Origin of the sequence: Sphingobium chlorophenolicum, assembly GCF_000722875.1 — a bacterium.
In the GTDB taxonomy this organism is placed as follows: domain Bacteria; phylum Pseudomonadota; class Alphaproteobacteria; order Sphingomonadales; family Sphingomonadaceae; genus Sphingobium; species Sphingobium chlorophenolicum.
On record NZ_JFHR01000043.1, the window covers coordinates 14563 to 27903 of the forward strand.

Annotated in this window: 12 protein-coding genes; 9 read left to right on the top strand and 3 right to left on the bottom strand. The window is 62.7% G+C overall.

The annotated features are described in order from the left end of the window. The first annotated feature begins 57 nt into the window (after positions 1-57). From BV95_RS16300 to BV95_RS16315, 5 genes are all read left to right on the top strand, one after another. The gene (locus BV95_RS16300; protein ID WP_037454295.1) at positions 58-1911 is read left to right on the top strand and encodes an AMP-binding protein; all 1854 of its coding nucleotides are present in this window, start codon (positions 58-60) and stop codon (positions 1909-1911) included. Then, entirely contained in the window at positions 1908-3170 is a 1263-nt protein-coding gene (locus BV95_RS16305; protein WP_051749824.1) for a cytochrome P450, read from the top strand. Before BV95_RS16300 ends, BV95_RS16305 begins: the two co-directional genes overlap by 4 nt. An 89-nt stretch (positions 3171-3259) precedes the next feature. After that, positions 3260-3574, top strand: a complete 315-nt coding sequence (locus BV95_RS23835) for a hypothetical protein (protein WP_156028686.1) — start codon at positions 3260-3262, stop codon at positions 3572-3574. Beyond that, positions 3555-4454 (top strand): helix-turn-helix domain-containing protein, encoded by a 900-nt coding sequence (locus BV95_RS16310; protein WP_037454338.1) that lies wholly within the window; start codon positions 3555-3557, stop codon positions 4452-4454. Before BV95_RS23835 ends, BV95_RS16310 begins: the two co-directional genes overlap by 20 nt. A gap of 151 nt (positions 4455-4605) precedes the next feature. Continuing rightward, positions 4606-5304: a TetR family transcriptional regulator gene (locus BV95_RS16315; RefSeq protein ID WP_234703212.1), complete on the top strand. Its 699-nt coding sequence runs from the start codon at positions 4606-4608 to the stop codon at positions 5302-5304. Between the two features lie 128 nt (positions 5305-5432). Here BV95_RS16315 and BV95_RS16320 read toward each other — a convergent pair whose 3' ends face one another. Together BV95_RS16320 and BV95_RS16325 are read right to left on the bottom strand one after the other, a co-directional pair. Continuing rightward, positions 5433-6209: an SDR family NAD(P)-dependent oxidoreductase gene (locus BV95_RS16320; protein ID WP_037454341.1), complete on the bottom strand. Its 777-nt coding sequence runs from the start codon at positions 6207-6209 to the stop codon at positions 5433-5435. A 120-nt stretch (positions 6210-6329) separates the two neighbouring features. After that, positions 6330-6785, bottom strand: coding sequence for a YaiI/YqxD family protein (locus BV95_RS16325; RefSeq protein WP_037454305.1), 456 nt, complete (start codon positions 6783-6785; stop codon positions 6330-6332). A 152-nt stretch (positions 6786-6937) separates the two neighbouring features. Here BV95_RS16325 and yaaA point away from each other — a divergent pair, with 152 nt between their 5' ends. Next, entirely contained in the window at positions 6938-7690 is a 753-nt protein-coding gene (yaaA, locus tag BV95_RS16330) for a peroxide stress protein YaaA (RefSeq protein ID WP_037454343.1), read from the top strand. Between the two features lie 264 nt (positions 7691-7954). Here yaaA and BV95_RS16335 read toward each other — a convergent pair whose 3' ends face one another. Then, complete coding sequence (locus BV95_RS16335) at positions 7955-8839, bottom strand: helix-turn-helix domain-containing protein (protein ID WP_037454308.1); 885 nt, start codon at positions 8837-8839, stop codon at positions 7955-7957. 111 nt (positions 8840-8950) lie between these two features. Between BV95_RS16335 and pobA the strand changes: the two genes are divergently transcribed. From pobA to BV95_RS16350, 3 genes are all read left to right on the top strand, one after another. Further along, complete coding sequence (pobA, locus tag BV95_RS16340; RefSeq protein WP_037454344.1) at positions 8951-10120, top strand: 4-hydroxybenzoate 3-monooxygenase; 1170 nt, start codon at positions 8951-8953, stop codon at positions 10118-10120. Between the two features lie 165 nt (positions 10121-10285). Continuing rightward, positions 10286-11740 carry a DUF4139 domain-containing protein gene (locus tag BV95_RS16345; protein WP_234703213.1) on the top strand — a complete coding sequence of 485 codons (1455 nt, stop codon included), beginning with the start codon at positions 10286-10288 and terminating at the stop codon, positions 11738-11740. A 10-nt stretch (positions 11741-11750) separates the two neighbouring features. Next, complete coding sequence (locus tag BV95_RS16350; protein ID WP_051749819.1) at positions 11751-13325, top strand: DUF4139 domain-containing protein; 1575 nt, start codon at positions 11751-11753, stop codon at positions 13323-13325. The last annotated feature ends 16 nt before the right edge of the window (positions 13326-13341 follow it).

Below are 13341 nucleotides of genomic sequence, written 5' to 3' on the forward strand. Positions count from 1 at the left end.
GTTCCGCAACGGAACCCACCATATGGGGCTGCACAGAACAGCCACTGGGGAGCGACGATGGCGGGAGGCCCGACACTGGAGGAAGTCAGCGCGAGCTTCGCGGCGGCGCAGCTTCGCGACCTGCCCGGCGTCAGCATCTACGACGCGATCCGTCGGCAGGCGGAACGATTTCCGCAAAAGCTGGCGGTGATCGACCTTCCGGATGCGCGGATCGACACGGTCGCCGCGACCATCACCTATCAGGCGCTGCACGCGGCCATCGTGCAGGCCGCCAATCGCATGCTCGCCCTTGGACTGGGAGCGGGCGACAGGATTCTCTACGTCGCGCCAAATTGCCTTGCCGGTTTGACCGGCTTTTGGGCGGCGCAGTTGCTGGGCGTCGTGGTGCCGGTGAACCCGTTTCTCGATCCCGCCATGATCGGCGATATCGCGCGGGCAACGGGCGCGCGCGCCATCATGTCGGCGGGCAGGGAGGGGGCCGACGGCAGCTTCGACCTGGCCCGCTCCCTGATCTCCATCGTTCCGGGTCTGGAATTTCATCTCGTCCTGGGCGGCGACGCGGGCGAGAATGCGGTCGATCTCCTCGCGGGTCAGGAGAACCGGTCGGACGACGCCTATCTGGGGCGCCACCCCGGTCTGGACGACATCGCCGCCTATTTCCCGACGGGCGGGACGACCGGCGCGCCGAAGATCGCCCGGCTGTCGCATCGCAATCTGCTGACAGGCGCCTTCAGCAGCGCCGTGGCCAGCACGCTGGACCCGGCGCAGGTCGTGCCGCTGGGACTGCCGATGTTCCATGTGGGCGGGGGCGGGATAGCCTCCACCCGGACATTGATGCTGGGCCAGACGATGGTCATCCTTACCCCGGCCGCGTTCAGGACGCCCGGCCTCGCGGAGAATTTCTGGGCGCTGGCCGACAAATATGCCTTCACCCAATTCATATCCGTCCCGACCGTCTTCGCCGATCTGCTCGCGACTTACCGGGGCGGCGGGACGACGATCCGCCATTTCATCGCGGGCGCGAGCAAGCTGCCGGCCAGCCTCTGCAAATCCTACGAAAATCTCTTCGGCAGCGGGATTCACGAGGGCTATGGCATGACGGAGACGTCGGGCTTCTGCTGCGTCAATCCGTCCGCGCTGCCCGCCCGGCCGGGGAGCGGCGGCATCACATCGCCCTTCTATGATGTCAGGGTCGTCCTGCTCGATGCGCAGGGCCGGTTTGCGCGGGAATGCGAAGCGGGCGAGACGGGCAATATCGCGATTTCGGGGCCGGGCGTGTTCGAAGGCTATCTGGACGCCAGCCAGGACGCAGGCAAGTTCATAGCCGGAATGCCCGGTTCGCGCTGGATCGATTCAGGCGATCTGGGGCGTTTCGACGCTGACGGCTATCTGTGGGTCACGGGCCGCGACAAGGATCTGATCATTCGCGGCGGGCATAATATCGATCCCGCTCCTATCGAGGAAACGCTGCTGGATCATCCGGACATCGTCGATGCCGCGGCGGTCGGCATGCCCGACGCCAGGGTAGGGGAGATGCCGGTCGCCTTCGTGCAGCTTGCGGCGGGCGCGCAGTTGGATGAGGCCGCGCTGAAGGCATTCTGCCAGCAGCGATTGCCCGAACGCGCCGGTACGCCGGTCAGGATATTCGCGCTGGACGCGCTGCCGCGCACGGCGATGCGCAAGATATTCAAGCCCGAATTGCGTCGGCTCGCGGCGCAGGCGGCGGTGACCGCGACCTTGCACGACATCCCCTCCACCCAGGATTTAGTCTGGAGAGTTCTCAGCGACGATCGCGGTTGCCTGGCGGTGGAGATAAGCGGCGCTCCCTCCGGACCCGATACAGTCGCTAAGATCGAAGCTCTGCTTGGTCCGCTGAATCTGAAGATAACTTACCGTGAGACATGTTCATGACCGAGCCGCTTTCGCCTGAATCCCTTGCCCGGCCTTCGACATTCGCGCGCCCGGCCGATGTCTACGATCTCTACGCCCGGTTGCGCCGCGATGCTCCGATTGTGAAGGCCGAACCTCGCGGCTACCGCCCCTTTTGGGTAATGACGCGGCATGAAGACATCATGGCGGTCGAACGTGATCCCGCGACCTATGCCGCTGGCGACCGCACGGTGCTGCTGCCGGAAAAAGTCGAGGCGATTTACGAAGCGAAATATGGCGACCGCAACGGGGTCAAGCCGCTGACCCACATGGACGGAAGCTATCATCGCGCCCACCGCAGCGTCACGATGGACTGGTTCGGCCCGAAGAATCTCCGGAAATTCGAACCGCAGATCGCCGACATCGCCAGGGAGTTCGTCGACAGGATGGAGGATTTCGGCGGCTCCTGCGATTTTTCCGCCGACATCGCCTACTGGTTTCCACTGCGCGTGGTGATGACGCTGATGGGCGTGCCGAAGGAGGATGAGGCCCATGTCCTGCGGCTGACGCAACGGCTGTTCAGTCCGGCGGACAAGGATCTGAAGACCCAGGCGGGGGAGAAGGCTCAGGCGGGCGGGGCAGGCGGATCGCGGGACGTGTTCGCGGAATTCGGCGAATATTATCAGGCGCTGACGGACGACAGACGCCAGAGGCCACGGGACGACATCATCTCCACCATCGCGAACGGGACCGTGAACGGCTGCCCGATGGCGCAGCGGGAGATGACATCCTATTATGTGATCGCCTCCACCGCCGGTCACGACACCACGGCGGCATCGATCGGCGGCGGGCTGCTGGGGCTGATGCAGTTTCCGGAACAACTGGCGAAATTGCGGGCCGATAGCGGCATGCTGAACTCGGCGGCCGAGGAATTCGTGCGGTGGACGGCGCCGGTAAAGCATTTCATGCGAACGCCCAGGGAAGACGTCACCTGGCACGGCGTCGACATCGCGGCCGGTGAAGCCATCATGCTCTGCTATCCGTCGGCATGCCGGGATGAGAGGGTCTTTCCCGACGGCGACCGGTTCCGCGTCGACCGGCCAGGCAATCCGGCGCATCTGGCGTTCGGCTATGGCCCGCATTTCTGCCTCGGAAAATTCCTCGCGACGATGGAAATCCGCGCCTTCTATGCCGAACTGCTGCCCCGGTTGAAGCATGTCGAACTGGCGGGCGAGCCCAGCTACATAGAGTCCACTTTCGTGAGCGGCCTCAAGACCCTCCCCATCCGTTTCCGGTTCTAGGCTGCGTGGACAAATTCCGGACTGGCCTGACTGACTGATTTAGGTGGATTTCCGTCATCCCCCTCCCGCAGGCGGGAGGGGGTTAGGGGGTGGGCTGGCGCAACATCAGCGTTGTTTTGCAACGGCTAAGTAAGAAGCTCGCTCCGCTCGCGCCCACCCCTAACCCCTCCCGCCTGCGGAAGGGGAATGCCTTGGGTTGGCCATTTCACGACATTTTTCGAATTTGTCCACGCGGCCTAGGGCGTAAACTCATAAACGGCACGTTAGAGGTTGAGGCAAAAAAGGCCCATCACAAGATGGATATCATGATGATCCATGGTATCGGGAAACGGGGCCGCGCGGACTGGCCGTGCCTGTGGAACGGTTTGGAGGACAGTGATGGCAATGGCGGCGGCACATTTTGACATCAGCCACACGCATGGGCTGTTCGCCAGTGCCCGGAACCCCGCCCAGACTTCAAGCGCCGCTCTTGGCTGGACATCCCTGTTCCTGTCGGAACAACAGGAGGAGCCGTTCAAGGCGTCCGCCGAGCCTGTGCCCGATCATCTGCTCATATTCCATCTGGGTGGTCTGGCCCAGGTCACCGGCGTGGTCGAGGACATGAAGATCCAGGCTGTGATCCCACCCGGCACCTTGTGCCTGTGCCCCGCCAATTCGACCCTGTCCATCGAGTTGGAAAATTCGATCGAAACCCTGCATCTCTACATTCGCAGCAGCGTCGTCAACGATGTCGCGAAATCCCTTGGTTACGACTTTCCCGACGGCATCCGCCTTCGCCCGCGGGTAGGCCAGCGGGACGAACTGCTCGAACAACTGGCTTTCGAGGTCAGAAGCGTCGCGGCATCGGGCGGCGCGTCCACCGCACTTTACGTGGATCAGATGGCGTTGGCGATCGCGGCCCGGCTGATCCGGCACGATTATTCGAAGGAACCGGCGCCCGCCGCCAATAGTCGCGGATTGGCCAGGGGGCGGCTGAAACGCGTGCAGGATTTCGTGGAAGCCCATCTGGAAAGGTCGATCCAGCTTCAGGAATTGAGCCTGATCGCGGGTCTCAGCGTTTCCCACTTCGTCCGCCAGTTCAAGCGGGCGACCGGCGTATCGCCCCATCAGTTTGTCCTTCGGCGGCGTGTCGAGCGCGCCAAGAGGCTTCTGGCGCATAGCGACCAATCGCTGGCGGAAATTGCCTTCAGTTGCGGCTTCTCGCATCAGGAGCATCTGACTCACACTTTCAGGCGACATGTCGGCTCGACGCCCGGAAATTATCGCCGGTCAGCCCAAAGCTGAACGGTGTCTCCCGAACGCTCGAATATATCGGCACATCCTTGGCCTGCTGGCGATGAGCGGGATATAATCAATTAATCAATGAATAGGGTTTTACCTGTTCATGTCGCGGGTGTATGCAGCGACCTGACTGTCCGATGCGCCCTATGGCGGATTGGCTGACCGGGGGCGCGGCTATGGATTTGACTCGGAGGCGAACATGCGGGGCACTTCGTTGAAAGGGCGGCGGAGGCAATCGGCAGGTTCGGATATCGGGACGCGTGATCAATTGCTGATCGCGGCGGGTGAATTGATGACGGAACGCCGGTCGACTGACGTATCCTTGAGCGATATCGCAGCGAAGAGCGGCCTCAATTCAGCGCTGGTCAAATATTATTTCGGCAACAAGGCCGGGTTGATTGTCGCCTTGCTGCGCAAGGTCATGGGAGCTGGCATCGCTGAATTGAAGCTCCTGCCGGAAATGGATATCCCGCCGGAGCAGAAGCTGCGCATTCATATCAGCGGAATGGTGAACAGCTATTATCAATATCCCTATATCAACCCCCTCATGCACCAGTTGCTGGCGGAAGATTCGGAAACATACGGTCAATTGATTGCGGAGGAGTTCGGAAAACCGATCGCCGAAGCGCAGCGCCGGATCATGGAGCAGGGTGTGGAGGCCGGTGTTTTCCGGTCGGTAGACCCTGTGCTATTTTATTTTCATGTCGTCGGATCTTGCGACCATCTTTTCTACGGGAAATATCAACTGGAACATGTGTTCGACGTTCATGATATCACGGCGGAACTGAAGCGGGAATTCGTCGATCACCTCTATTCGATCATCACGGAAGGCTTGTTGGTGCGTTCCAACTAGGTCGCATGGACAATTCAAGACTGGCCGGACTGAGTGATTTGGGTGAGAGCGGTCATCCCCCCTCCCGCAGGCGGGAGGGGAATGTCTAGAAATGCCCATCCCCCGCCCCTCCAAACCCTCCACCCTACCTAGCGCGGCGATTGACCGTCATCGATCTTGATGACCGTGCCGGTGACGGCTTCCGATGCCGGCGATGCAAGATAAAGCAGCGTGCTGTCGAGCTGCGCCGGATCGCCCAGCCGCTTTCGCGGAAATTTCTCGATGAAGCCATCGCCGATGCGCGACCGCATGCCGTCCATCATTTCCGACGAAAAGGCCCCAGGAGCGATGCAGTTCACGTTGATGTTGGCCGTCGCCCATTCCACGGCGAGAACTTCGGTCATGCGCACCACCGCCGATTTCGTGATGGCATAGAGGGAGGCGCCTTTCCCCGGATAGTGGAAGGCGGCCATCGACGCCACATTGATGATCCGGCCCGGCTTGCGGGCCTCGATCAGGCGTTTGGCCACTTCGCGGGCAAGAATGAAGGGGCCGCGAAGATTGACGCCGATGACCTGGTCGATCAGGTCCAGCGGCATCCTGGTCGCGAGCTGGGCATCCGGCATGCCCGCATTATTGACGAGGATGGTCACCATGCCCATGGCTTCCTCCACCCGCGCCACCGCGTCCGCCAGCGACCCGGCATCCCCCACGTCCAATATGATGGCACAGGCCTGCCCCCCGGCGGCGCGGATTTCATCCACGACCTTGTCCAGCCTGTCCTTCCGCCGGCCGGCGACCGCCACCCGCGCGCCCGCAAGGGCCAATATCCGCGCGAAACGGTAACCAAGTCCCGACGAAGCCCCAGTCACCAGGGCGATCTGGCCACTCAAATCCTGACTGGCATTGGGAAGGGGAAAGGTCATCACGGTTCCTTCAGTTTCGCTTTCATCGGCGCGACGATACAAATAATTAATTGATTGATCAAGAAAGACGCCCTCGCCCGGAGGGGCGTCACTTCACCAAGTCATTCATGCAATGAAACATTACCGGCGAAGCCGCACCAGCGTCTCATCAAGCACCGAGAGAAAGCGTGACCGATCCGCCTTCGCGAAAGGTGCCGGTCCACCGATGCCATCGCCGACAGCGCCTGCCCGCAGATCCGCCATGATGGCCCGCACCGCAACCGCATTGCCGATGGATGCCGTGGTAAACGGCTTTCCCGTCGGTGCGATCACAGCCCCGCACCCCGATTTCAAACAGCGGTCAGCCAGCAAGATGTCGGCGGTTATGACGATGGAACGGGCCTCCACATGCTCCACGATCCAGTCATCCGCCGCGTCGAATCCATCACTCACCACCACGCGTGAGATGAGCGGATGCGCTGGAACCCGGATGGGGCTGTTGCTGACGACGATGACGGGCGCATTATGTCGCCACGCGACCTTGTAGGTTTCGTCCTTAACCGGACAGGCGTCGGCATCGATGAGAATCTGGGGCATCCCAAAAACGTAGAGGCGTTCGCTTGAAAAAGGGAGGGGCTTCTTGCCATGAGATGAAGACGGTCCTGGCATGGATTGCAGCGCTGTCTCATGGCCAGCCCGGCGGATTCCCCGGTTTGACGCCAGTGACCGCTATCGCTACTCGCGGCGCGATGATCGCCCTATTGTCCCCCGCCAAGACGCTCGACTTCCAGAGCGCACTGCCCCCGCTGACGGTTTCGAGACCGCACTTCGCCGAGGAAGCGCGCGGTCTGGCGCAATCGGCTGCGGGCCTGACGGAGGAGCGGTTGGGAAAGCTGATGCATATCTCCCCGCGCCTCGCCAAGCTCAATGCGGAGCGTTTCCGGGACTTCGCCGACCTGCCTGAGCGACCGGCGCTGTTCGCCTTTGCAGGTGACGTCTATACGGGTTTCGAGGTCCATACGCTGGACGATGCGGGCGTCGCGTTTGCGCAGAACCATGTGCGGATGTTGTCGGGCCTCTATGGTCTGCTCCGACCGCTTGACGCCATCCGGCCGTATCGACTGGAAATGGGCACGCGCTGGGCACCCGGCCATAAGCGGCTGACCGATTGGTGGGGCGACCGCATCGCCCAACTGCTGCTCGCGCAGCTTGCGGAAGAAGGATCGGGCGTCGTGCTCAATCTCGCGAGCCAGGAATATTTCGCTGCGGTCGAGGGCAAGCTGGCGGGGATGCGGGTGATCGAGGTCGAGTTTCGCGAACCCGGTCCGAATGGTCCGCGTTTCGTGAGCTTCAATGCCAAGCGCGCCCGCGGCATGATGGCCCGCTGGCTCTGCGAGCATCATGTCACGGATGTGGAAGCGATGCGCGGCTTCGACAGCGACGGATATCGCTTCGACCCGGATGAGAGCGAAGCTGATCGCTGGCGGTTCACCCGTATATGAGCGGGGCAGGAAAGAGCGCGCTGTTGTAATCGACGCCGCGGTGGCGCGGCGCAGTACAGGATCAGGATTTCGTCCGGTTGCCGGTCATCACATTTCTCTTTCATTCCTGACCCATAGTGCTAAATTTATTCCTCCTGTCCGCGGGGGGCAGGACGGCCCCGACATCTGGTTCCCAAACCTGTCGGGGCCGTGTTCGATGTCCTCGCCCTCGTCATGATCGCGCAGCCGCCTTCGCACCATCGGGCGCTGTGGATTCTGACGGACTTATCTGCGCGTGGCCGATCTGCGGGCCTCCGCCCGCCAGGCCCGCGGCGGATGGCCCAGATGGCGGGTGAAGAAACGCGAGAAATAGGCGGGATCGTCGAAACCGATAGCATAGCCGATTTCGGCTATGGAAAGACTGGAATAGAGGAGCAGGCGACGCGCTTCGAGCAGGGCGCGTTCATCGACCATGGCCGCCGGGGACATGCCCGCGACATGGGAGCAAGCCTGCCGTAGCGCGGTTTCGCTGACCCCCAGCGCCAGGGCATGCGCAGCCACAGGCTCCCGATGTCGAAAACGCCCTTCTATCCGCTCCCGCAGACGGGCGACGAGCCGCGCCTGCCTGCCGCCGGTGGCCGCGCTTGGTTCGCTCAGGGCGGCACGGCGCAATGCCTGAACCATCAGGTCGAGCAGCAGGGATTCGATCGCGCCGCGCCTGCCCGGACCCGACCAGGCGAGTTCCCGCGCCAGCCGTTGGATAGTCGCCCCGGCTTCCCGGACGTCGGCCGGAGGCACCGATATGGCGCGCGGGTTGCGGAAAAGCGGCTGAAGATCTTCATCGCGTTCCAGGAGATGCTGAAGATAGCTGCCGGAAATCGTCGTCACCCAACCGCTGGATTCGCGGAGCCAGGTGAAACCGTGGATGATGCCGGCGGGAACCAGCAGCAGGCTGGGCGCGTCGAATGACATCATGTTCCCATCGGCGCGCATGGAGCCGCCGCCTTCCGCGATCAGGATGATATGGTTGAGATCGCGATGGATGTGCGGCTGGATCGTCCACTCACTGGGGCGGGAGCGATCGTCGAGGCTTTCCACATGGACAAAGCCCGCCTCCACAGCACGTTGCGGCTCTCCATAAAGATAGAAGGTGGGGATGGCGGTGGTCATGGCGACGAAAAACCTGCTGGATCATCCAATTTATAGGCGGAGACGGCCATGTCCGGCAAGCGGCTTCCGGGGCAGGATGCCGCCATGGATAGCAGGACGGGATCAGGTGCGATGAAGACGCAGATCGCCATCGTCGGCGCCGGCCCCGCCGGGCTGTTGCTGGGCCATTTGTTGCGGGCCGAAGGGCTGGAGGCCGTCGTCGTGGAACGGGCTTCGGCGGACTATGTGCTTGGGCGCATTCGCGCCGGGGTACTGGAGCGGACGACGACGGACCTGATGGACAGGCTGGGTCTGGGCGACCGCATGCACCGGGAGGGCCTGCCGCATGATGGGTTCAGTCTTGCGGATGGCGAACGCCTCATACGCATCGATATAAATGCGCTCACCGGTCGGCAGGTGATGGTCTATGGCCAGACCGAATTGACGCGGGACCTGATGGACGCGGCGGATGAACGTGGCTTGCGGATCATCTACAATGCCGCCGACGTGACGCTGCACGGGCTGGATGGGGATGCGCCCTACCTCACCTTCGTGGAAGACGGCGCTGCGCGGCGGATCGACGCGCAGTTCATCTGCGGCTGCGACGGATTTCACGGCGCCGCGCGCGCCGCGATCCCGGCCTCCGCGGCGCGGGCCTATCAGAAAGTCTATCCTTTCGGCTGGCTGGGGATTCTGGCCGATGTGCCGCCCTGCGACCATGAACTGATATACGCCAATCACGAACGCGGCTTTGCGCTGGCATCCATGCGGTCGGAAACGCGCAGCCGCTATTATATTCAGGTGCCGCTGGATGAGAAAGTCGCGGACTGGCCCGACGATCGGCTATGGGACGAACTGGCGGTCCGTCTGGGGCCGGAGGCGGGCGGGCGGATCACGCGGGGACCGGCGCTGGAAAAATCGATTGCCCCGCTTCGTTCCTTCGTGTTCGAAACCATGCGCCATGGGCGGCTTTTATTGGCTGGCGACAGCGCGCATATCGTGCCGCCCACGGGGGCCAAGGGGCTGAATCTGGCGGCTTCCGATGTCCGTTATTTGTCTGAGGCGCTGGCCGGTTACTTCCGGCGTGGAGACGATGGCGCGATTACGGGCTATTCGGGCCGGGCGCTCGCGCGGATATGGCAGGCGGAGCGTTTCTCCTGGCAATTGACGCGGCTTATGCATCGCTTTCCCGACAATGATGCATTCGACCGGCGCATGCAGATGGCGGATCTGGACTATATCGCGTCCTCGCCTGCGGCGCAGACGGCCATTGCGGAGAATTATGTGGGTTTGCCGCTTTAGCGACCGCATCACGCCTGATGTCTCGTGCCCATCCTGTCAGCGGTTCCAAAGAGAATATGCTTCTGGAATGGCTGGGCCTTTTCGGGCATGTTTGCAGCGATATCGGAGGGGGGCTTCATGCGGCTGAATTATCCTGCTTTCATAATAGCTGTTTCGGTCCCTCAAATGGTTTTCGCTCAGACGCCACAGTCGGCCGCGACGCCCAGTGCCCAAGGCGATGTATCCGTCACCATCTACAATAACGACCTTGCGCTGGTGCAGGACGTGCGCCGGATCACTCTGTCGTCCGGTCGATCGCGGCAGGAGTTTCCAGACGTCTCCGCGCGCATTCGGCCGGAGACGGTGACGCTGTCGGGCGAGGGCATCGGCATTGTCGAGCAGAATTTCGACTATGATCTGCTTTCGCCCGCGGCCCTCATGGAAAAGGCCGTGGGACAGACCATTACCCTGCTGCGCACCAATCCTGCCACGGGAGCGGAAACGCGGGAGCAGGCGACGGTCCTGGCGGCGAATGGCGGCGTGGTTCTCAAAATCGGGGATCGGATAGAAGTGCTGCGTGATGATGGCCTGCCGGTGCGGGTCATCTTTTCCTCCATTCCGCCCAACCTTCGCGCCCGCCCGACGCTCAGCGTTACCCTGGACGTGCAGCAGGCCGGCGCCCGGCCAGTGACGCTCAGCTATCTGACGCCGGGCATGAGCTGGAAATCCGATTATGTCGCGCTATTCGACGAAAAGGCGGGCAAGCTCGACATGCAGGGCTGGATCACGCTCAACAACAGCACCGGCACCACCTTCACCAATGCCCGCGCGCTGCTGGTGGCGGGGGAAGTGGGGCAGGTGCAGCAGGGCTATTACGGCTATGATGGCGGCCGCCCTCAGCCGCGCGGCAACCGGCCCGGCACGGAGAGCGGTGGAGGCGAGCAACTGGGCGACTTCCATGTCTATCCGATCGAGGGGCGCACCACGATCGCCAATGCCCAGACCAAGCAGGTGAGTTTCCTCGACGCATCGGGCGTGCCGGCCGCACGTGCCTACGAATATCGCAACGACTGGATGGAAAACAGAAGCGAGGCCGAGAGCGCGGCATCTGTGCTGAAATTCTCCAATGCGAAGGCTTCCGGGATCGGCGCCGCGCTGCCTGCGGGCACGGTGCGCGTCTATATGCGCGATACGCGCGGGCAGGCGCAGTTCATCGGGGAAAGCGCCATTCCGCATACGCCGGGTGGTTCGACCCTGGCGCTGCGCACCGGCGACGCCTTCGACGTCAAGGTGCAGCCGGTCACGGAGAAGCGCGGCCTCATCACCACCGACGAATGGACCCAGACTTCGCGTTGGCGGGTCACCTATCCCGATGGCGCCACGAAGCAAGGCTATAGCGAGCAGCCGAAGCAATATTACCGCACACAGATGCGCTACATCATCACCAATGCAAAGCCGGTGCCGGTGAATGTCGATGTGGTCCAGTCCGGCCTGGCCCGTTGGTGGTGGTGGCGCGATCTGCGCGTGCCGGAAGAGAGCATCAAGGGAGAGCAGGAGACGGCAGACATGAGGCGATGGGTCGTGCCGGTCCCTGCCAATGGCAAGGCCGAATTGACCGCCACATTTCTCACCCCCTGGTAAGCGCGCCGCCATGCGTCGCATCAAGGGCCTGGGATTGCTGCTCGTCCTGCTGCTTTGCGCGCCTATTGCTGCCAGGGCGCAATTGCCGGTGGTGATCTCCGCAGCGCCGGACAGGGTGGCGGTCACACTCTATCGTGACCCGAACCGGGGAGAGGGCGCGCTCGATCGCGACGATCCGGGCGCCTTCGCCTTGGTGGCCGAAACGCGCACCGTGATATTGCCGCCCGGCCCTGTAGTGATCCGGTTCGAAGGGGTAGCCAGCGGCATCGTGCCGCAATCGGCGATCCTGTTCGGCACGCCCCCGCGCGAGCGCAATCGCGACGCGGCCTTGCTATCTCAAAAAGGGCTGGTCGACGCCTTTACCGGCCAGCGGGTAATCCTGCGCCGCACCGATCCGGCGACCGGCAAGACGGTCGAGGAAAAGGCGACGGTTCGTTCCGCGACCGACAGGCTGGTTGTGACGACGCCGCGTGGGGTAGAAGCGCTATATTGCTCCGGCCTGCGTCAGACCCTCCTTTATCCAGAGGCGCCGCCGACGCTCTCCGCCAAGCCGGTGCTGACGATGACGACGAAGGACCAGCCCGGTGGCCGCGTGACGATTACGCTCGCCTATATCGCGACCGGATTCGACTGGGACGCCAGCTATGTGGCCACGCTGGCTCCTGATGGGCAGTCGTTGAACCTTCTGGGCTGGCTGACGCTCGCGAGCGCGGACGATACGAGCTTTGTCGATGCGACGGCGTCGGCCGTGGCCGGACGGGTCGGCCGGTCGGAGGATAGCCGTGACGACACAGGCGAAAATGCACGGCAAGAGGCGCGTTATCTTGACAGGTTCAACAATTGCTGGCCCGCCGGTACGACGAGCGATGTAGGGAGCGTTTATCCGCCACCGCCGCCCGCGTCCCCACCGATGGAAATGATGATGGACGCCGGCGAAATCGTCGTGAGCGCCCAGCGGCGCCAGGAAGCGGTACAGTCCGCCCCAATCGCTGTCTCGGTAGTCGCCAGGGCTGAAAATCTCGGCGACCTGAAGCTCTACCGGATTCCTGTTCCTGTCACCATCGCCGCGCGCTCGCAAAAGCAGGTGGCTTTCCTTCTCAAAGACAAAGTGAAGGGCGCTCTCATCTACCGCTCGAGGATGAACCGGGACGAACCGGACGATCCCCAGATGCTGTTCCGTTTCCGCAACCGGAAAGAGGAAGGCATGGGCGATCCGCTCCCGGCGGGACGCGCCGTCCTCTATCAAGACAGCCCATGGGGGCGGATGTACGTCGGGGAAAGCACGACCGGGGACAAGGCCGTGGACGAGGAGGTCGAATGGCGCTTTGCCGGGGCAAGCAATCTGACCCTCGACCACGAAGAGGCGGACGATGGGAGGGGGCGCCTGCGCCACACGGTGATTGCGCGCAATTCCAATCCCTTCCCCATTCGCTTCGAGATGGATTTCCCGGTGAACGGTGATCGGGTCTTCAGCGATTTTGGCAGCGGGCTTACGGCAAAACCAGGCAAGAAGGTCTGGGTCATGACGGTGCCGGCGAACGCCGAAATTCGCTTCCGCTTCCGATCCGCCGAGCGGGAGGATTAGGCCGTAAACGCATAAA